Below are 19,650 nucleotides of genomic sequence, written 5' to 3'. Positions count from 1 at the left end.
GCTTTCTCGCATATATTTGATGAAATCGGATGAACCGACTACGGTTAGTTAGACATTATAGTATTGAATGGACATACGCATTGCCGGTGGCATGCGAGGAGCAAGGCATGCAGACTATCAAGCGTCTCCCTATACTGGTCATCGGCGCGGCCGACACAGTCACACCGGAAATAGCAAGAGCCTGGTCCCGAGCGCAGGTTGGCCTGATAGGTCCCTATACAGCCGACGTTATGGAAAATGACGATACGCTGCTGTTTTCCGCCGCCATCATCGATGTCCGCTACGAGGCCGAGATCATGCTTCGTCTGACCGATCAGCTTGAAGAGAAGGCCGTTCCCTACCTGTTTTTCGTGCCCCGACCGGTCTTCGAGAGCGAACCGGGACCTTTTGTGCTCTCCGCACGTTCAGAGGACATAGACAACATTGTCTCCGCCTTGATGGCGCAGGGAGGGGGCATAAGACACTAGCGAGGCAAAGTGTTATGCTGGAGCGGAGCAACGGACGAGAAGAAACGGGTTTCCTCCTTTCCCTTCTTGATGCGGAAATCCGGAGCGAAGTGCTGAAGGCGTCGACATCGTTGACACTTTCGCTTGGCGACAAACTTTTCTCAGCCGGTCAGCGCATCGATCGCGTGCTTTTTCTCGCCTCGGGCATAGCATCGATCGTTGTAGTTTCCAGATCAGGACGGAAAACCGAGAGCGGCATCGTCGGACATGAAGGTTTCATACCCACCGGCGCACTCGCCGGCGCGGAGGAGAACTTAACCGAGATCGTCGTTCAGGCGCCGGGCAAGGCGGTGGCTATGGACATGGAGGTTTTCCGCAGCCTGATGGCGAAACATCAAATATTCTCGGACATCGTGATCTGCGCCTCGCACGTCGCGAGGACGCAGGTGGAATGCACGGCCGCCGCCAACGCCACCGGCACGGTCAGCCAGCGCCTGGCGCGTTGGCTCCTGATGTGTCACGACCGCGTGCGTGGCGACCAGCTACAGTTGACCCACGATTTCCTGTCGATGATGCTGGCGGTGAGGCGCCCGAGCGTGACGGACGCCCTGCACGTCCTCGAAAGCGAACGCCTGATCCGCGCCGAGAGAGCGAAAATCACCATAAGGGACCGGCAAGCGCTGGAAACATATGCGCAGGAATATTACGGGCTGGCAGAGGAGGAAAGTGCGCGGGTATTCGCGCGCTTTCATGCGCAGATACCCGAAGTGGCCGGAAGACATAATCTCGCATTATAGGCAGATCGGCGCCTTCGGTACGGTCACGACCATTTACCTCCACTCTTTTCCGTATAAGATAGACAGGTGATCCCTTTTTCGGCCTCGCAAACGCAGCCGCCAAGGAGGTGAAATTGTCCGCCTATCGCGCCTATCAGAGTTCGGGTATCTTCCTGAATGACGATATCAATACGGTCAAGTCGGCTTATGACAGCGTCCTGGCCGGAGAGCACGATCCCAGCCTTTGCTTGGAGGACGTCGCCCGTTACGTCCTCAAAATGTATAATCGGGGCCTTGTCGATCCCGGCAAGCTCCATGAAATGTCGGCGCTTTATTTCAGAATGAGGCGCGCCGGCCAACGCCGGGCGTAGGCCCTTGGGTCGTCGATGCGGCGGGGCTAAGGCGGCCGTGCGGGCGGAACTTTCGGCGGACCGGATTGTTAGCTGACGGTAGCTGACCCACAAATCATTCGGACATTCCCATGAATTCTGAAGAGGGCCTCTTTCCCCGGTGGTGTCATCTTTGCATCGACATGCAGCGCATGTTTGCGGAAGAGACGCCATGGCACGTGGACTGGATGCCGCGCATCATCGACAATGTCGGGCGGGTGGTTGAGAACTCGCCGCACACGACCATTTTCACCCGCTTCATCCCACCGCCGGATGCCGACGCCGCCTCTGGGCGGTGGGGGCGTTATTATGAGAAATGGTGGATGATGACCGGCGAGTACCTTCGCCCCGAAATGACCGATATCGTCCGCGAGTTCGCGGGCTACGTTCCACCTGCGGAAGAATTCCTGAAAACCACCTATTCCCCCTGGACGGATGGTCGCCTGCACCGAAAACTCGTAGGCCAAGGGGTCGGCACGCTTGTCATTTCCGGTGGGGAAACGGATGTCTGCGTACTCGCAACCGTGCTGGGGGCGGTGGATCTGGGGTATCGCATCTTCCTTCTTGAGGACGCCGTCTGCAGCGCACGCGATGCAACGCATGATGCCTCGCTGACGGTATTGAGGGGCCGTTTCGCGGCACAATTGACCCTCGTCAGCACGCAGGACTGGCTTCAGGCCAAAGAGGAATTCCTGCGCAGCGATTAACCCCGAAAACGCCGCGTGGAAAATTAGCGACCGCGACGAAACGGACGGGAACAATCGCTCGGAAGCAGGGTTCGACTCGTTCGATCGAAACGATCAGCACCAGATGCGAACGAGGTTCAAAATGACCAGAAAAACGCTCCCCATTCCGAAAGACAACCAAACGGACAAGGGCCCGGGCGACAATGAGCGCCTCAATGCGGAGGAAGCCTCTTCTGCGAAGGAGAAGAACGCCTCCACCCGCACGGGACGACAGGCCAACATAAAAATCAACACCACCCATCAGGGACATCAGCAGGATCGATAGCGTTCTGCGGCGCCAAGGCAGAATTGCGGATCGGCCGTCCTTCTGAGCGCCGCCGCCTGCCCCCGTGACACGGCACACCCACTAGAGCGGCGAGAGGCTTTGCAAACAATAGAAGCCCCGCGTCTCCTCACGATGACAGATCGACGAAATGCGGAGGCATTCATGCAGATTCTTGCCGTCACGGCCGAGATGTTCCCTTTCATCAAAACCGGCGGGCTGGCCGATACGACGGGAGCATTGCCGGACGCGCTTGCCAAACTGGGTGCGGAGGTGCGCACGCTGCTGCCGCTCTATCGCAAACTGCGTCCCCTCATCCGCGGGCACCAGCCCTGCTTCTCCGGGAGCGTGCTGGGACAGGATGTTACGGTATATTCGCTCGTTGCCGACCAGAAGAATTTGCTGCTGCTCGATGCGCCCGACCTCTTTGACCGGGATGGGCATCCTTACGGCGAAAAGGACCACCCGTTTCCGGACAACGACCTCCGGTTCGCCGTCCTGTCCAAGACCGCGGCGGACATTGCCCTTGGATCAATGCCGGGTTGGAGGCCGGATATCGTCCACGTTCACGACTGGCACGCCGCCTTGACCTGTGTCTATCTCGCCAACGCGGCGCCGGGCGAGGTGCCGACCGTCCTGACCATTCACAACCTCTCATTTCAGGGTCAATATCCTTTTTCGCGCGCGAAGGTTCTGGGGCTTCCGGACGAGCTCTGCACGGTGGAATGCCTCGAATATTACGGCGACATCTCTTTTCTGAAGGGCGGCCTGACGACCGCATCGGCCGTCACCACGGTCAGTCCAACCTATGCGCGCGAAATCCTGACACCGGAAGCCGGTATGGGCATGCATGGCGTGTTCGGCACGCGAAGCGAAAGTGTGCGCGGCATCGTCAACGGCGTCGATCAGGATGTCTGGAATCCCGCGACCGATCCCTTCATTCTCGCGAATTTCATGTCGGCGACCGTGGCAAGGCGGAGCCTGAACAAATATGCGCTGCTTGAGGCTCTGGGCCTTGCCCACACACAGGGCCCGGTATTTGGTGTGGTAAGCCGCCTCACCTGGCAAAAGGGCGTTGATCTTTTGCTCGATGTTGTTCCCCTCATCATCGCGCGGAAAGGCAGGCTGATCGTTCACGGAGAAGGAGACGGGCAACTGGAAGATGGCCTGCGTGACCTGTCGAAAAGATATCCGGAAATGGTCTGTGCCCATATCGGGTATGACGAACGTCTGGCCCACATGATCCATGCGGGGTCGGATTTCATCATCCAGCCTTCGCGCTTCGAACCATGCGGCCTGACCCAGCTTTACGCATTGCGATATGGCGCCTTACCCATCGTCAGCCGCACCGGAGGTTTGGCCGAGACGATCATCGACGCCAACGACGCCGCCATAGATGCGGGGGTTGCTACCGGCTTTCAGTTCGAACCGGCAAATATCGACGACCTGCGGGCGGCGCTGGAGCGCGCCATCGCTGCGTTCAACAACAGGGAACTCCTCAAGCGCCTCCAGGCCCAGGCCATGCGTGCCAACTTTTCTTGGGAAAAGAGTGCGGCGCAATATCTGGCGCTTTTTGAAGGGCTCGTCAGCAAAGAGCCGCAGGAGTCGCTTTCGTTTCCCGACATATTGCCGGACGCATTTGCGAGAATGCGTATCGAGCGGCGGCAGGCCAGACAATAAGGCAAACGCCGACTTTACCGCGCATCAGAGGAGCCGGTCCTGTTTCCAGCGGACATAGGGAGCGAGCGACTGGCCAGGAAACCGGTTTTCGATCTCCGTGGCTGTCAAATCCACCAGTGCTTCCACTTCCTCAAGCCCCTCCTTCTCGCTCTTTGCTTCGAGTTCGCGCATCTTGTGGAATAATTCGTCGTCCGTTGCCACGCGGAGAAAGTCGGCAAGGTCGGTTTCCTGTGTCATGTCACCGTCTCTTTCTGTCTTCAGGTCAGCGATCGGGCGGCAAGCTGATGCCCGCCGAGCCGTCGTTTTGGCTGTTCAACGGCGAACGACGGCCAAACCCGTTTGTTCCTTTCATCAGCATATTCCCGGTGCGGAGGCAGGAACCGACCGACGGCGATCCGGTTAGGACCAAACGAGGCTGACTGGAGGTTCCGTGAATGTTCAACGCAATGAAATACCGCAAATGGGGCGTGCAATTCGATGCTGCAGGAGATGCGCGCTTTCGCATCTGGGCGCCCGGTTCTGATGCGCCGAGGCTCGTTATAAACGGCGCGGAATACGAAATGCGGTCTGAGGGGAACGGCTGGTACGAAGCCGTTGCAGCGGATGTGAGTGGCGGCGCCACCTATCACTTTGTTCTGCCGGACGGGCGTGAAATCCCCGATCCGGCCTCACATTGGCAGGAAGGCGGCCTGAACGGCCCGTCAACCATCATCGATCACGACTTTGCGTGGCAGCATGAGAACTGGACCGGCAGGCCGTGGCACGAGGCTGTGATCTACGAGGTTCACATCGGCACGTTCACGGAAGAAGGGACGTTCCGGGCAGCCGAAAAGAAGCTGGAACGACTGGCTGAACTCGGTATCACCGTTATTGAGGTGATGCCGCTCGCGAGTTTTCAGGGAAATCGCGGCTGGGGCTACGACGGCGTTCTGCAATTTGCGCCGCAGCGGGATTATGGATCGCCGGACGACCTCAAAGCCTTCATAGACACGGCACATAGCCTGGGGATGATGGTTTTGCTGGATGTGGTCTACAATCATTTCGGGCCGGAGGGGAACTTCCTTCAAACTTATGCGCCGGACTTTTTTCAGAAAAACGAAACACCCTGGGGCCCTGCTCCCGATTTCAACAGCGTGGATGTGCGATCATATTTCCTGCAAAACGCCCTTTACTGGCTTCAGACCTACCGTTTTGACGGGTTGCGGATCGATGCCGCCGACCATCTGGCCGGCGGCGGCGGCGAGGTGGATTTCCTGACAGAGCTTGCCCAGACGATCAGGCACAAGGTGACCGGCAGGCACGTGTATCTTGTCATAGAGGATGCAAGAAACACGGCAAAGCCGATGACGCCCGAAGAAGATGCTCCGCCGCTGGTAGACGCCCAGTGGAACGACGACTTTCATCACGTCGTCCACGTCATGACGACCGGCGAAGATGGCGGTCTTTATCAGGATTTCGTTTCGAACCCGGAGAGCCTGCTTCGTCGGTCGCTTGCGACCGGCTTCGTTTATCAGGGCGATCCGCGCCCTTCCCGGGACTTTGCGGGGAGCGGCGAACGCAGCGATCATCTATCCCCGCAAACCTTCGTGAATTTCCTTCACAATCACGATCAGGCCGGAAACCGGCTTTGCGGCGAAAGACTGCGTGCCCTGCTCGAACCAGTTCTTTTCAATATACTAGAGTGCATTCTCCTGCTCTCCCCCCAAACGCCGCTGATGTTCATGGGCGACGACCACGCATCGACGCAGCCCTTCTACTTCTTTTCCAACCACCCGCAACACGATCGGGAAGCCGCGATAAAAGGGCGGTTGCGGCAGGCTGAAATGTTTCAGGGAGCTCTTCCCGAAAACGCGCGCGATCTTGTCCAGGACCCCAATGACGTGCGCACGCGGCTCCTCTCTACCTTGAACTGGCGTCAGGCAGATGAGGAAGATGGGAGACGGGCAAGCGAGATCCTTGCGGGATTGCTTGCAAAGCGCCGGCAGTATGTCTGGACCCTGCTCGCTTCGGAATTCGGAGGCGGGACGGCACTCGGTTCGCCTGCGCGAACGCTTGCCATAGACTGGGTGTTTGCGGCCGGCCGGTTGCAGCTCAGGGCAAATTTATCCGATGCTCAGGCGGATCTGCCACCGGTGGAAGGGGAAATCTTCCACCGGCTTGGCGACATCGACGGGCAAAAGGGGAAATCCTGCAGCTACAGTGTGCTGTTTGCAGTGGCCCGCTGATGTCAGGCGAGATTGCGCCGCAGGGATTCGCGGGCGCGGTTGACGCGGCTCTTGATGGTGCCCACCCTGCAGCCGCAGATGGAGGCTGCATCGGCGTAGCTCGTTCCTCCGGCAACGAGCAGCAGCGCCTTCTTTTGATCCCCATCCAGATCGCGGATTGCGCGCATGACTTCATCGTGCTCCATCCGCCATTCCTGACTGGCGGGGACCGACATCGTTTGCTCTATTCCCGCCGGCAGCCCGACGCATTCGCGCCTTGCAACCTTGTATCGGGTACAGAAGGTGTTCCGCAAAATAGTGAACAGCCACGATTTCAGGGCTGTTCCGGGGGTGAAGCGGTGCAGGGAACGAAGCCCCCGCATCATGGTTTCCTGAACGAGATCGTTGACATCCTCGTCATTTCTGACGAAACGACGCGCAAACGCCGTCAGCGCTGGCGCGAGATCGGCAATTCCGATACGCAAGGTCTCAAGTTGCGCTTCGCTTAGTGCGGGGCCGGACTCTTCATTTATAGCGTGTTTGGCCATGGTCCTTCCTTTCACATAGAAGGGAAATGGCCCATCTACCGCTTGGTTGCCGTACGCCAACGTACAATGCGTATTTTTTCGGCGGTGCCAGAGGTCCTAGTGACCCGAAAGGGACGCGGTCTTCTCAGACGTCTCCGGCGACGAGCGGGAAAGACGCAGCAGACGAAAATACCCGGTTGGGGGAATCGTCCTGTTTTCCGCCAGATGGAAAGACGGGTTGCTGCGCAACCAGTCCTCAATCCCGTCCAGACGAAATGCCGAACTGAGCCCGATGTTATGGGCCACCGGCGAGACCATCTGTTCTATGCGGCGAACTGCGCCGCTGCTGTCGGTGATCTTGCTGACGATGACGATCTCGCCACGCGGCTTCAGCACTCGGGCGCATTCGGAAAGCAGCCGGCCGGTATCGGGAATAAGCGTGATGACGAAGGGCAGCGAAATCACGTCGAAGGACGCATCCGGAAACGTGGTTTCGCAGGCATCCATCACATGCAGTGCCTTCACATGCGGCAGTGAACCGCCTGCCACCTTTGTTTTGGCCTTCCGGAGCATGTCCGCTGAAATGTCGATCCCGGTCACGTTGCTGGCCGGAGGATAAAGCGGAAGGACCAGCCCCGTGCCGACGCCGATTTCGAGAATGTCGCGACCGGCACCACCCACACATCTGGCCAACTCCATCTGCGCCCGCTTGAGAAAGAAGCCGTAGACACGGTCATAAACCGGGGCCCAGAACCGATATGCCTTTTGCTGCTGTGCCCGGTTCGGGATGCTCGATACCGTTTCGTCGCTCACTCGCCTCTCCCTCAGCGTGAAATGAACTTGTTGAAGCGGCTCTCGCCGCCCGACGTTCTGTCCTGATAAAGGAATGCCAGCTTCCTGTCCTCGAAGATTTCAAAAAACTCGTCCCATGATATGGCCTTCAGCGCATCCTCCGGCTCACCGAAATCGATCCTGAGGATCCCTCCATCGCCCGAGACGTCCACTTTGGCAGGGTGGCCATCGCGCTGCTCCGCCCATTTCCGTATCGTGTCATGATCGGTGGTTGTTGCCGATTCCGTCATCGTTGTTCTCCTTGTCTTCGTCGCGTCCATACCGGGAGCGCCTTTCGCGTTCGGCATTTTCTGTCGCCTTTTCACGGTCTTTGCGTCTTTCATCGCTTTCAGTCGAGCGTGCGTCATCGGTGCCGGGTTCGGGCCTGACATCGTCCTGTGATCGGGTCATCGCGGAAGCCCCTTTTTTTTTAAAACATCCTGCAGCGCAGACCCTGCGGTCCGCTCTCTCCTCCTAACCCCGGGGGCAAAAAGCGGTTCCGTACTGATGGTTCGAGGGAACAGCATTGGCGTAAAAAGGTTAGGGACAGACAGGAGGATGCCATGACGAAGAAAGACAAGCTCGAGCAGATTCACAAGGACAGCGCGCCCCAGTTTGCTCCCGGCAAAAAGACCTCGACCAATAACGGCGTTGCGAGCGCGAAGCCGAGGGTCATCACCGGCTCGGACGACGCAACCGCCAACAAGCTACCACCAGGCACAAAAAAGCCGGAAAAAGACTGGGACATCAATTACGACGAGCGGGAAAGCAACGAGGGCGACTTTCGCGGCTAGAGGCGCGGCGCCCTTGCCGCGCCGAGTGTTCGCGAAGCGGCTACCGAGCCAGGTCCTCGACAACCAGTTCGATGGATTGCGGCTCGGCGCCCTCCTTCGTCTGCACGCTTAGAACACTTCCGGTGTTCAGCACGCCTTCGAGGAGCGTCCGACCGTCGATGATGATTTTGACCACCTTGGGGGTTGCGGCCTCTATGTTCAGGCTGTTGCAGGTCTCGTGATCAGTTTCCGGGTCCACGTGCCGACCTCCATTGGGATTGAACGTGCCGGCCTAACTACGGTCGGCTCCTGTTGTTCCCGAACGGCGGCCATGACTGGCGATATGATCGCGCGGGAACCACAAACGGCATGCGAAGTTCGATAGCGGCGGATCAGCCGTGCGGCCGGAACCCGGCGCAATCATAAAAGTATGCTCTGACGATGGACCTTTCCGATGATGGTTCGCGAGACTCCCGGTTTTCATCTGTCGGTTCAGGCAGGCCGGCTGTTGATATGGTGTCTCGCAGCGATGGCCTGCCTGGGGGGCTGGCTTCTGACCACGCCGAAGCCGGTCTTCGGACCGAACGACATCGGATCATCGCCCGGCGATCCGCAGCAGGGAAAACTGGTATTTCTGGCTGCAAGCTGCGGGTCCTGCCATGCCACGCCGGGACAGCCGGACTCGCTCGTGCTCGGAGGCGGATTGGCGCTTTCCTCCTCCTTCGGCGTTTTCCGTCCGCCGAATATATCCCCCGACATTGCCGATGGGATCGGCTCCTGGACCGTTGAAGATTTCGCAAATGCGCTGGTCGCCGGCATATCGCCTGGCGGCCGCCATTATTATCCGGCCTTTCCCTATACGAGCTATACGGGAATGAAGATCGAGGACATAAAAAACCTTTACGCCTATCTGCGGACCCTGCCGCCTGTTTCCGGCAAAGCGCCGCCGCATGATCTGTGGCCACCCTTCAGGTTGCGCCGTGCCGTTGGCGTCTGGAAGCTTTTGTTCTTTGAAGAGGTCGGCAAACCGCAGGCGATCACCGGCGATCCCGCTCTTGATCGCGGCTCCTATCTGACGGAGACGCTTGCCCACTGTGCCGAATGCCATTCCAGCCGTAATATCTTCGCCGCCATCCGCCCGGAAACCCGTTTCGCTGGTGGTCCCGACGCGGAAGGCACGGGCTTTGTGCCAAACATCACGCCGGCACGTCTCAGCAGGTGGACGCAGACCGACATCTCTACCATGCTCGCAACAGGCCAGAAGCCACAGGACGGACATGTCGGGTCCGCAATGGTGGACGTGGTCGCCAATCTTTCGCAGTTGCCACAGGAAGATCGCGACGCGATTGCCCGCTACATCAAGGCCCTGCCGGCAAGGCAAACCCCGCATCCGTGACCCGTCAGTGAGCATAAAGATAGGCCGCGACATGGCGCGCTTCGGCCTCGGTGATACCGGTTTCGGGCATGGCGCTCTGCCGCGAAAAATGCGTCGGCGAGACAATCCAGCGAATCAGGTTGTCCGGTGTGTTGTTGAGGCCGTCACCGATATAGACCCGCTGGCGAAGTGAACGTAGTTCGCCCCCCACCTTCCCGTCCGCACCGGCAACGCCGGGGATCGCGTGGCAGCCCGTGCAGCCGTAGCGCCGGAAAATCCCGCGCGCCAGGCGCGCATCACCGCCAGTCATTGCCGTGGCAACGGCGCCGCGCTGTGACACGTTCTTGACGATTGCGACCGCAATGCCCGTGGCAAGCGCCGCCGAAAGCACCGCAACGAGTATAAGGCCGGTTCTAGAGAAGGGACGCGCCATATCGGTCCTCCCTGCCCGACCGGGAAATCCACATCGCCAGCATCGCGAGCGCCGCCCCGGCATAGATGACACCGCCAGGCACCCACATCAGGAGACCGGCAAGCTGCTGGTCCTCGAAGGGCGTCAGGCCCCATGCCGGCGCGTCTCGGGTCTGGGCCACGTAAATCACCTGTGGCGCTAGCGCGATCAGGGCGCCGAGAATGCTGGTATGCATCATCGTGACAAACAGGTGCCAGGCCGCAAGCCCCCGGTCCGCGCGCCAGAAAACTGCCCACCAGAACAGGATCGCGGTCAGAAAGAAAAAGAGATGCTGTATCCGGTGCAGTGGCATGTCGCTCACCGTCGCATCGAACAGCGCAGGCGCATGCCAGCCCCAGATGGCAAGCCCGTGCAGTGATGTTGCCACAGCCCCGCCGGCAAGAACATTCCAGCTGGCCCGCACGCGCCTGTCGGTCATCACCGCAGCCAGACGACGACGAACCATGCGCGGCATGCTCCAGAGAAAGATACCGACGGGGCGCGCCAGCACGATCAGCGGCGCGGCAACCCCCATTACCATCTCGTGCTCTATCATGTGGAACGTAAACAGGTGCTCGCCCATGGAATGGATCGGAGAGACAAGTGCAGCAACCAGAACAAGCCAGCCGCCGGAAAAGGCGAAGGCGGACCTCGCCATCCACCGGCGGGTGCCCGACCGTCTCCACAGCCGAAAAAAACCGATACTGAAAAGGCCGGCTGCGACGAGCAGCGGTCCGATGATCCAGCCATCGAAAGTCCATATCATCGCCGTCGGATGCGCCTCCCCCTCATGGGCCGAGAGCGGCCCGGCGCTGACCAGCAACAGGAAGATCAGTGTCAGCGCGCGCATGGGTTCAGCAGCAATGTCGCTGCCCCCTGAAGAAGGAGTGCGAAGGAAAAAACCAGCGCGACGAGGACGCCCAACGAACGAGGTCCATCTTGCCGGCAAGGCTGGGCACCCAGAAGGAATGAATCACATCCGGGCTTTCGAGCAATACCCGGACATTCCGCCCGACCAGGATGTGCATTTCGTTGGCGGTCTGAAAACCGCCATCCGGTGTCGCATCTTCGTATATGAACTGCCACCACCATTGCTGGGCGCGAACACGTATCGTCAAGTCTGCCTCGCCGGTGAAGTTTATGGCCCGCGTTGCAAGAAAGCTCGCAAGCGTCAGGCCGGCGACAATGAAAACCGTCATCATCACCGCGCCCGTGACGAAAAGCTGCAATCGCTTGCCGCTTGCCGTCTCGTCCTGCGCCACCCGCCGGCTTCTGACGAGAGACAGGATCAGGATCGCGATCACTGCCAGCCACACGACGAGGCTCACCGCCACGATGAAGAGGATCAGATTCTTCAACATCGACGCTGACGGCCCCGCAGCGTTCAGCACCGACTGAACGTCGCCGCACCCCGAAAGCAGGGTAAGGACAGCAAGGAGAGCGGCGACGATCTTCAAGGCACCGGCTCCTCCGGTCTTTTCCACGCTGACCCTTCGTTGAAGAGGATGGCAGCAGGCGCCCGGTTCTCAGCCGGACGGGTCTGACGGTCGTCATTACGGGCCGGGGCCGCCACCGATGGCGAATAGGCCCCGATGGTTCTCACATATCCCGCAAGCTGCCAGATCTCTTCAGTCGTCATCCTGGCGCGGAAAGGCGGCATGCCGTGCGGCCGGCCATCCCTGATCGACGCCGCGACAGAGACCATGGATGGTCCATAAATCCATTGACCGTCGAGAAACGATGGACCTTTGCCGCCTTCGCCTTCACCGTGGCAAGCCGGGCATCCGAACCATGAATAGAGGCGTTTTCCCTGGGAAAGATCATAAGCACCGTTTTCGAACGGCCTGCCGAGAGCAAAATAAACTTCCGGCGGCGCGCCGGCCACAGGAACGGGCATGAAGCGCAATCGCTCAAGCGCTGCCGTTACGGGAGGGTCGCTGCGGAATGTTCGCGGTTCACGCCAGTAACCCATGATCGCCGCTGCCCCGATTAAAGAACCGCATAGAGCGGACCATAGAAGTGTCGCTGAACGATTGGCCTTTTCCCTCCTCCGCATCCCGCACCTCGAGCATCCTCAGTTGGAAGGAACCGTGGTTGACGGCGTCAATCGGACGGGCAGCAGCTTGTATGATGGCGTCTTCGCTTTCGGACTATGATGGCTCAGCGGAAACAACGGGTTGGTTTCCGGAAAATAGCCAGCACAACAGCCATGGGGAATATCATAGGCAACGATCCTGAACCCGCGGACCGCCCTTGGCGTCTGCGGCTCGATTGCCGTAACGATATCGACGATATCGCCGTCGGCAAACCCAAGCAGGGCGATGTCATCGACATTCATGAACAGAACCTGCCGCGTTCCTTCCACGCCGCGAAAACGGTCACTATAGCCGTAGACGGTCGTGTTGAACTGGTCGTTGGATCGCAACGTCGACAGGTGCAGGACGTCCGGACCCGACGCCTCAGGCGGGAATTCGGGGAACAGGCGGCCGGGGGTCAGGAAATTCGCCTTGCCGCTTGAGGTTACCCATTTTCGCTCCCTTGCGGGCAATGGGCGCGGGATGCCCCCGGGTTTGAAAAGCCGTTCGTTGAAGTTCCTGAAGGTTTCCGGATAGGTTTGCTCTATGGCGTCGCGAATGCGCGAATAATCGTGAACCCATTGCTGCCAAGGAACGTTGCCGCGCGTCAACGTCGCCACGGCCATGCCCGCAATGATCGCCGGTTCCGAGAGCAACTCCCGGCTGGCCGGCTTTGCCCTGCCACGCGAACCATGGAAATGCGCAACGGAACTTTCCATGGAGACGGCCTGGGGCCCTGTCGCCTGTTCATCGATTTCGATGCGTCCGAGACAGGGAAGCAGAAAGGCGATCTCGCCGTGGATGACGTGGCTGCGATTGAGTTTCGTTGCGATCTGGACCGTCAGCCGCAGCTTGCGCCACGCGGCTTCCATCGCCTCGGTTTCCGGCGCTGCCCGCAAAAAATTGCCGCCGAGGCTGATGAAAGCCTTTGTTTCCCCGGCGAGAATGGATTTGCAGCTGTCGACCGTCGAGTGGCCTTCCCACGCGGGCGGCTGGAACTGGTATAGGTCGGCGAGCTTGTCCAGCGGCACGAGGCCGGGTTTTTCCGTAATGCCGACTGTACGCTGGCCCTGCACATTCGAATGGCCCCTGACGGCACAGATATTTGCACCCGGCTTGCCGATATTGCCGCGCAGCAGCGCGAGGTTGGCAACCATGTGAACGTTCTCCACGCCCATCACATGCTGGGTGAGGCCCATGCCATAGACCATCATCACCGCGTCGGAATCCGCATATATGGCGGCGGCTTCCATCATCTCCTCGCGGGTCAGGCCTGAAACGCGCTCCAGCTCCTCCCATTCATGGCGGCGGGCTGCAGCGGCGAAATCGTCAAAACCCGCCGTGTGCTCGGCAAGAAAATCATGATCGAGCACATGCTTCTTGTCAGCCGCGGCAATGGCAGCGGCAAATGCGACCGCCGCCGCATTGGCCGGATCGCGCGGCTGCCCATCCGAGCCGGAAACCTTGCTTGCGGCACTCGCATGCAGCACGTCGTCTGCCTCGACAAGCGCCTTGCAGATACCGAAAAGGGCAGCGATATCGCCGCCATTCTTCACCTGGTAATACTTCGTCGAGATCGGCGTCGCGGGGGTCGCCAGCATCTGGCCGGGCGACTGCGGGTTGACGAAGCGCTCCAGCCCCGCCTCCCGCAGCATGTTGAATGTCAGTATCTTCACGCCGCGGTCGACCGCATCCTGCAGATCGTGCAGCAGTCGCGGCGAGGATGTTCCGACATTCTGCGCCATATAGAAAATGCAGTCGCAATTCTGGAAATCCGAAAGGATCGCCGTTCCCACGGAAGCGCCGATGCTTTCGGGCAGGCCGACGGACGAGCTTTCATGGCACATGTTGGATGAGTCCGGCAGATTGTTACTGCCATAGATGCGGGCAAAGAGCTGGTACATGTAAGATGCTTCCAGCGAGGCGCGGCCTGAGGTGTAAAACTCCGCCTGCTGCGGCGCGATAGCGCGCAGCTCCCGGCCGATCTCCTCGAATGCGGCCTGCCAGCTGACCGGCAGATATCTGTCCGTGGCCGCGTCCCAACGCATCGGCTGCGTCAGCCTGCCCTGCTCTTCCAGATCGTAGTCGCGCCAGCCCTCCAGTTCGGCAAGGGTGTGTCTGGCGAAAAACGCACTGTCGGCGCGTCGGTTCGTTATTTCCCACGCGGTGGCTTTCGCGCCATTTTCGCAAAATTCCAGGGGATGGATCTTGGCCGGTTTCGCCCAGGCGCAGCTGACGCACATGTACCCCTGCGGCTTGTTCTGGTGTTTCAGCAATGTCGGACCGGACAGGGGAACATGTTCCCTCAACAGCACCTCTCCCACCGACTTGGCCGATCCCCAGCCGCCGGCCGGACCGGGCTTAAACCCGATATCGGGAGCTGCCTTGCGTCGTGATGTCATGAGCGATGAACTCCCGAATTGCTGAGTAACCGAACCTCTGAAAGCGCGGCGGGTTTCCATTCTCTAGAAAAAATTCCGCCCTGCCTTGCCGCCGGGAGCGAGAAGGTCCCGGTGCCGCGGGGAACTTTCGCGCGGACGCCCGGTTAGGCACCCGCTCGACAAAGGGCGCTTCTGACAACCCAGCAGACAATGAAGGTGAGCGACATGAAGGCACTGACCTGGCACGGCAAACACGACATTCGCTGCGAAAGCGTTCCCGATCCGAAAATCGAGCATGGCCGCGATGCGATCATCAGGGTCACGGCCTGCGCGATCTGCGGCTCAGACCTCCACCTCTATAATGGCATCATGCCGGACATGCACAGCGGCGACATCATGGGCCACGAAACCATGGGCGAGGTGGTTGAGGTCGGTAAGGACAATACCGCGCTCAAGGTCGGAGACCGCGTGGTCGTCCCCTTCACCATCGCCTGCGGCGAGTGCTTCTTCTGCAAGCGTGGCTATTATTCCGGCTGCGAACGCAGCAATCCCGATCCGCACAAGGTGCGGAAGATGTGGGGCAATTCGCCCGCCGGCCTGTTCGGTTACACCCATCTTCTCGGTGGCTTCAGCGGCGGCCAGGCGGAATATATGCGAGTGCCTTACGCCGATGTCGGGCCGATAAAGGTTCCGGACGGTCTGACCGACGAGCAGGTCCTCTTCCTGTCCGATATCTTTCCGACCGGCTATATGGCCGCGGACTTCTGCAACATCCAGCCGGGCGATACGATTGCCATCTGGGGCTGCGGTCCGGTGGGTCAGATGGCGATCCGTTCCGCCTTTCTCCTCGGTGCGGAACGGGTCATCGCCATCGACGCCGTGCAGGAGAGGCTCGATCTCGCGGCGAAAGCCGGCGCGATGACGCTCAATTACCTCGACGAGGACATTTACGACCGCATCATGGAACTGACCCATGGTCGCGGCGCGGATGCCTGTATCGATGCGGTAGGAACGGAGCCCGATCCCGCGGCAGGATGGGATTCGAGGATCGACCGCATCAAGGTCGCCACCTTCATGGGGACCGACCGGCCGCATGTACTTCGTCAGGCAATCTATTGCTGCCGCAATTCCGGTACGGTCTCGCTGGTCGGCGTCTATGGCGGTCTTCTTGACAAAATTCCCATGGGTTCCGCCATCAATCGCGGCCTGACGTTCAAGATGGCGCAGACGCCCGTTCAGGCCTACCTACCCAACCTCATGGGCCGCATCGAAAGAGGCGAAATCGACCCGTCCTTCGTCATTACCCATCGCGCCACCCTCGATGAAGGACCCGACCTCTACAACACCTTCAGCCACCGCGACGATGGCTGCATCAAAGTCGTCCTGAAGCCGTAGGAGGTGATCATGAGCAGGGAAGAATCCACCAAGGGCCTTGCAGTCGTCACCGGCGCTTCGTCCGGCATCGGTTATGAGCTCGCCCGGTGCGCCGCGCAGGATGGTTACGACCTCATCATCGTGGCCGATGAAAATGACATCGATGCCGCGGCCACCCGGCTGCGCGCGGCCGGCACGCAGGTAGAGGCGGTGCGGGCCGATCTTTCGACACAGGCGGGCGTGGAGGAGCTTCTCACCCGCATCACCGCCTCGTCGCGGCCCGTCGATCTTCTGTTCGCCAACGCAGGACAGGGCCTGGGCGATGGCTTTCTCGATCAGAGAATGGAGGACATCCAGCGGGTCATCGCCACCAATATCAGCGGCACGATTGCGCTGGTTCATGCCCTTGCAGGCGGAATGCGCCAGCGTGGCAATGGACGTATCCTGTTTACGGGTTCCATCGCCGGTTTCATGCCGGGCACGTTTCAGGCGGTCTATAACGCTACCAAAGCGTTCATCAATTCCTTTTCCTTCGCGCTGCGCGAAGAGCTTGATGGCACGGGTGTCACGGTAACCTGCCTGATGCCGGGCGCGACGGACACGGAGTTCTTCGAGCGTGCGGACATGCTCGACACCCCCGTTGGCAGACAGAAGAAGGATGATCCCGGTTTCGTGGCCAAGGCCGGCTATGAGGCGATGATGAATGGTGAGGGCGATGTCGTGTCCGGCTGGAAAAACAAGCTGATGTCGGCGATGGCCAATGTAACGCCGGCGGAAACGCTCGCCAGACAACACCGCAAGATGGCAGAGCCGGATGGGAAATAGCCTCGCAGCACTTCCGGCGCCACGAAGCCACATCCGGCACGGCCGGACTCCACCTCAATCATCCGTGCCGCGCTTGTGGTGCGGGCTTTCCTCAACGACCCAGCCTGTGGCGAACATGCCGCCGATCGTCAGCAGTGATGCAAGGACAAGGACGATGGTCAATCCGTTGTCGCGGACAAGCTTCATAATCAGACCTCGCTCTGGACAAGACCTCCGGGTGAGAAGTGCCGCCAAATGTGGCGGCACTTTCGTCTGCCGGTGCTGCGGCGCACTGGCCGCGGGCGCGGCGCTCCCTCAAACGATGAGGGCACGCCGCCGGTTGCGTTATCCGTTAGCGACAGGGACTGATGCCTTCCCAAGCTTGACCGACGGTTCGCGCGCCCAAACGCGCAACTTGCCGAGTTCGGAAACAAAGGCTGCCAACCCGTCTTCTCCCGGCAGAGGCAAGACGCCTTCATCCATGGCATCGGCAATTCCGGCCTTTTCCAGCAATGGCAGGGCCGACTGGTCATAACCGATAAACTTGCAGTGCTGGAACGCATCCGCGACAAAATCCCGGGCCGTTGCTTCCTTGACGAGATCGTCGATGGCCTCTGCCGATGTCAACAAGGCCACCGCATCAAAGAGAACCGAAGGACCGCCATCGATCATGTAATGCGCTTTAATGAGAGTGCCGTCCGAAGCCACGGCGCCCCCGACTTTAGGCGCGATCAACTCGAAGACGGCCTTCTCGGCCGTAACAGCCTCGGTCAGCCCCTGCAGCAATTTTGCGTCGACGCCATCCGTAATGAGAATGCCGAGCTTGCGCCCTTCGAAACGTTGCGGCCCTCGATTGACGATGCTGAGGGCGGGTGAAGGCTCCAGGTCCTGTCGGGTCGGCACTGCCGCCTCCGCCGGTTTAGGCATCGACTGGAAACCAAGCTTCTGGGCAACTGTCGACGCAAGCGTTTCATCGATGTTGAGGAGGTGTGACACCATCCGTTCACGTATGGCGACCGTCTCCACCCTGCTCAGCTCGAAAGTGAGGGCGGAGGCGATATGGCGCTGTTCGGGAGGAGTCTGGCTGAGATAGAATTGCCTCGCCTGACTATAGTGATCTGCGAAGCTCTCCGGCCGCAATCTCGCCTTGGCGCCCTGCTCTTCGCCTGCAAAATGTGTAAAGCCGCGCGCTGGCGATTCTCGCGGGCCTTCGCCAAAGGAGTTGGGCTGATAATTGGCGCGCCCCGTTGGATTGCGCATCGCCATGTGGCCGTCCTGCTGGAAATGCGCGAAGGGACATTTGGGCGCATTGATGGGCAGGTGCGTGAAGTTCGGCCCGCCGAGACGCTTCAATTGTGTATCGAGATAGGAGAAATTTCTTCCCTGCAGCAGCGGGTCGTTACTGAAATCGATCCCCGGCGGCACGTTCTGCGTCATGAACGCCACCTGTTCGGTTTCGGCAAAGAAGTTGTCCGGCATGCGGTCGAGAACCAGCCTGCCGACCGGCTGCGGCGGCAATATCTCCTCGGGAATGATTTTGGTGGGATCGAGGACATCGAAATCGAAGCTGTCGGCGAAATCCTGGTCGAAAAGCTGGACCTGCAACTCCCATTCCGGAAAATTGCCGGACTGGATGGCCGCCCAGAGATCGCGACGGTGGAAATCGGGATCGGCACCATTGATCTTCACCGCCTCGTTCCACGCCACGGATTGGAGACCCAGCTTCGGCTTCCAGTGAAACTTCACGAAAGTCGACTGGTTTTTCGCGTTGATGAAACGGAAGGTGTGCACGCCGAACCCTTCCATGAACCGGAACGACCGCGGAATGGTGCGGTCGGACATGATCCACATGACCATGTTCATGCTTTCGGGCGTGAGGCTGATGAAATCCCAGAACGTATCATGAGCCGTTTGCGCCTGCGGAAAGTCGCGGTCTGGCTCCTGTTTTGCGGCATGGATGAGGTCGGGAAATTTGATGGCGTCCTGGATGAAGAATACCGGGATATTGTTGCCGACGAGATCCCAGTTGCCTTCCTGCGTATAAAGCTTGACGGCGAAGCCGCGCACGTCGCGCGCAAGATCGAAAGAGCCCTTATTGCCGGCCACGGTCGAAAAACGCACGAAAGCCGGGGTTTTTTCGCCCGCACGCTGGAAGAGATCCGCTTTCGTGTAGGCGGCTAGGGAATCGTAGGTCTCGAAATAGCCATGGGCCCCATAACCGCGGGCATGAACGACACGTTCTGGAATTCGCTCATGATCGAAATGAAAGAGCTTTTCCCTGAAATGGAAATCGTCCATGACAAGCGGGCCACGAGGACCGACGCGAAGCGTATTCTGGTCGTCGGCGACTGGCCCGCCCTGCGCTGTCGTCAAGACGGGTGCGTCGCCTTCGGCGGTCTGGTGCAACTCGCCGCCCTCGCCGCGGGAAAGTTTCTGGTCGTGGATCGTAACAACGTCGCTTTTTCCCGCCGATGCGGTGGTGTCCGGTTTTTTGGCCATGGTAACTCCTGAAAGCTTTTCGCAAGGGCGTGGCAGGACGCCACGCCCGGTGGGCGG

At 59.7% G+C, this 19,650-nt stretch carries 23 protein-coding genes; 11 read left to right on the top strand and 12 right to left on the bottom strand.

What is annotated here, in order from left to right; all coding sequences use genetic code 11:
- Nucleotides 1-107 precede the first annotated feature (107 nt).
- The 6 genes from DOU54_RS03690 (at nucleotide 108) to glgA (ending at nucleotide 4,299) form a co-directional block, all read left to right on the top strand.
- Entirely contained in the window at nucleotides 108-467 is a 360-nt protein-coding gene (locus DOU54_RS03690) for a hypothetical protein (protein ID WP_113730696.1), read from the top strand.
- Between the two features lie 14 nt (nucleotides 468-481).
- Complete coding sequence (locus DOU54_RS03685) at nucleotides 482-1,243, top strand: Crp/Fnr family transcriptional regulator (protein ID WP_072493714.1); 762 nt, start codon at nucleotides 482-484, stop codon at nucleotides 1,241-1,243.
- Nucleotides 1,244-1,356: 113 nt separating this feature from the next.
- Nucleotides 1,357-1,593 (top strand): hypothetical protein, encoded by a 237-nt coding sequence (locus tag DOU54_RS03680; protein ID WP_072493715.1) that lies wholly within the window; start codon nucleotides 1,357-1,359, stop codon nucleotides 1,591-1,593.
- A gap of 110 nt (nucleotides 1,594-1,703) precedes the next feature.
- The gene (locus DOU54_RS03675; protein ID WP_112552864.1) at nucleotides 1,704-2,318 is read left to right on the top strand and encodes a cysteine hydrolase family protein; all 615 of its coding nucleotides are present in this window, start codon (nucleotides 1,704-1,706) and stop codon (nucleotides 2,316-2,318) included.
- A 121-nt stretch (nucleotides 2,319-2,439) separates the two neighbouring features.
- Nucleotides 2,440-2,622, top strand: a complete 183-nt coding sequence (locus DOU54_RS03670; RefSeq protein WP_004444486.1) for a hypothetical protein — start codon at nucleotides 2,440-2,442, stop codon at nucleotides 2,620-2,622.
- Nucleotides 2,623-2,784: 162 nt separating this feature from the next.
- Nucleotides 2,785-4,299, top strand: a complete 1,515-nt coding sequence (gene glgA / locus DOU54_RS03665) for a glycogen synthase GlgA (RefSeq protein WP_113730694.1) — start codon at nucleotides 2,785-2,787, stop codon at nucleotides 4,297-4,299.
- 24 nt (nucleotides 4,300-4,323) lie between these two features.
- Here the strand turns inward: glgA and DOU54_RS03660 are convergent, their stop codons facing one another.
- A complete protein-coding gene (locus tag DOU54_RS03660; RefSeq protein ID WP_044458872.1) occupies nucleotides 4,324-4,536 on the bottom strand; it encodes a hypothetical protein in 213 nt (70 codons plus the stop codon).
- Between the two features lie 197 nt (nucleotides 4,537-4,733).
- Here DOU54_RS03660 and treZ point away from each other — a divergent pair, with 197 nt between their 5' ends.
- Nucleotides 4,734-6,524, top strand: a complete 1,791-nt coding sequence (gene treZ, locus DOU54_RS03655) for a malto-oligosyltrehalose trehalohydrolase (protein ID WP_113730692.1) — start codon at nucleotides 4,734-4,736, stop codon at nucleotides 6,522-6,524.
- Between the two features lie 2 nt (nucleotides 6,525-6,526).
- Here the strand turns inward: treZ and DOU54_RS03650 are convergent, their stop codons facing one another.
- From DOU54_RS03650 to DOU54_RS03640, 3 genes are all read right to left on the bottom strand, one after another.
- A complete protein-coding gene (locus tag DOU54_RS03650) occupies nucleotides 6,527-7,051 on the bottom strand; it encodes a sigma-70 family RNA polymerase sigma factor (protein ID WP_113730690.1) in 525 nt (174 codons plus the stop codon).
- A 96-nt stretch (nucleotides 7,052-7,147) separates the two neighbouring features.
- Nucleotides 7,148-7,843 carry a class I SAM-dependent methyltransferase gene (locus tag DOU54_RS03645; RefSeq protein ID WP_113730688.1) on the bottom strand — a complete coding sequence of 232 codons (696 nt, stop codon included), beginning with the start codon at nucleotides 7,841-7,843 and terminating at the stop codon, nucleotides 7,148-7,150.
- An 11-nt stretch (nucleotides 7,844-7,854) separates the two neighbouring features.
- Nucleotides 7,855-8,112 carry a hypothetical protein gene (locus DOU54_RS03640; protein ID WP_048902941.1) on the bottom strand — a complete coding sequence of 86 codons (258 nt, stop codon included), beginning with the start codon at nucleotides 8,110-8,112 and terminating at the stop codon, nucleotides 7,855-7,857.
- A 312-nt stretch (nucleotides 8,113-8,424) separates the two neighbouring features.
- On the opposite strand from DOU54_RS03640, the gene DOU54_RS03630 reads away from it, so the two are divergent.
- Nucleotides 8,425-8,655, top strand: coding sequence for a hypothetical protein (locus DOU54_RS03630; protein ID WP_004444504.1), 231 nt, complete (start codon nucleotides 8,425-8,427; stop codon nucleotides 8,653-8,655).
- A gap of 40 nt (nucleotides 8,656-8,695) precedes the next feature.
- Here DOU54_RS03630 and DOU54_RS03625 read toward each other — a convergent pair whose 3' ends face one another.
- Nucleotides 8,696-8,893: a hypothetical protein gene (locus tag DOU54_RS03625; RefSeq protein ID WP_113730686.1), complete on the bottom strand. Its 198-nt coding sequence runs from the start codon at nucleotides 8,891-8,893 to the stop codon at nucleotides 8,696-8,698.
- A gap of 270 nt (nucleotides 8,894-9,163) precedes the next feature.
- Between DOU54_RS03625 and DOU54_RS03620 the strand changes: the two genes are divergently transcribed.
- Nucleotides 9,164-10,030 carry a c-type cytochrome gene (locus DOU54_RS03620; RefSeq protein WP_113730753.1) on the top strand — a complete coding sequence of 289 codons (867 nt, stop codon included), beginning with the start codon at nucleotides 9,164-9,166 and terminating at the stop codon, nucleotides 10,028-10,030.
- A 4-nt stretch (nucleotides 10,031-10,034) separates the two neighbouring features.
- Here the strand turns inward: DOU54_RS03620 and DOU54_RS03615 are convergent, their stop codons facing one another.
- From DOU54_RS03615 to DOU54_RS03595, 5 genes are read right to left on the bottom strand one after another with little or no spacing between them, the layout of a single operon-like run.
- The gene (locus DOU54_RS03615; protein WP_072493721.1) at nucleotides 10,035-10,442 is read right to left on the bottom strand and encodes a c-type cytochrome; all 408 of its coding nucleotides are present in this window, start codon (nucleotides 10,440-10,442) and stop codon (nucleotides 10,035-10,037) included.
- Nucleotides 10,423-11,310: a cytochrome c oxidase assembly protein gene (locus DOU54_RS03610; protein ID WP_113730684.1), complete on the bottom strand. Its 888-nt coding sequence runs from the start codon at nucleotides 11,308-11,310 to the stop codon at nucleotides 10,423-10,425. Before DOU54_RS03610 ends, DOU54_RS03615 begins: the two co-directional genes overlap by 20 nt.
- Before the next feature lie 4 nt (nucleotides 11,311-11,314).
- A complete protein-coding gene (locus DOU54_RS03605) occupies nucleotides 11,315-11,917 on the bottom strand; it encodes a cytochrome c oxidase subunit II (protein ID WP_193603291.1) in 603 nt (200 codons plus the stop codon).
- A complete protein-coding gene (locus tag DOU54_RS03600) occupies nucleotides 11,914-12,516 on the bottom strand; it encodes a c-type cytochrome (RefSeq protein WP_193603290.1) in 603 nt (200 codons plus the stop codon). The genes DOU54_RS03605 and DOU54_RS03600 overlap by 4 nt, the downstream gene beginning before the upstream one ends.
- 18 nt (nucleotides 12,517-12,534) lie before the next feature.
- The gene (locus DOU54_RS03595; RefSeq protein WP_113730682.1) at nucleotides 12,535-14,937 is read right to left on the bottom strand and encodes an FdhF/YdeP family oxidoreductase; all 2,403 of its coding nucleotides are present in this window, start codon (nucleotides 14,935-14,937) and stop codon (nucleotides 12,535-12,537) included.
- Between the two features lie 204 nt (nucleotides 14,938-15,141).
- Between DOU54_RS03595 and DOU54_RS03590 the strand changes: the two genes are divergently transcribed.
- Entirely contained in the window at nucleotides 15,142-16,311 is a 1,170-nt protein-coding gene (locus tag DOU54_RS03590; protein WP_113730750.1) for a zinc-dependent alcohol dehydrogenase, read from the top strand.
- 9 nt (nucleotides 16,312-16,320) lie between these two features.
- Entirely contained in the window at nucleotides 16,321-17,115 is a 795-nt protein-coding gene (locus DOU54_RS03585; RefSeq protein ID WP_113730680.1) for an SDR family NAD(P)-dependent oxidoreductase, read from the top strand.
- 54 nt (nucleotides 17,116-17,169) lie between these two features.
- Here DOU54_RS03585 and DOU54_RS27835 read toward each other — a convergent pair whose 3' ends face one another.
- Both DOU54_RS27835 and katE read right to left on the bottom strand, forming a co-directional pair.
- Nucleotides 17,170-17,301 (bottom strand): hypothetical protein, encoded by a 132-nt coding sequence (locus tag DOU54_RS27835; protein WP_286079852.1) that lies wholly within the window; start codon nucleotides 17,299-17,301, stop codon nucleotides 17,170-17,172.
- Between the two features lie 138 nt (nucleotides 17,302-17,439).
- Nucleotides 17,440-19,593, bottom strand: coding sequence for a catalase (gene katE, locus DOU54_RS03580; RefSeq protein WP_072493731.1), 2,154 nt, complete (start codon nucleotides 19,591-19,593; stop codon nucleotides 17,440-17,442).
- Nucleotides 19,594-19,650 lie beyond the last annotated feature (57 nt).

This window comes from Agrobacterium sp. MS2, from assembly GCF_003261015.1.
Lineage (GTDB): Bacteria > Pseudomonadota > Alphaproteobacteria > Rhizobiales > Rhizobiaceae > Agrobacterium > Agrobacterium pusense.
Note: the sequence above shows the minus strand (reverse complement) of the source record. Positions and strands in the feature narration are given on the sequence as shown.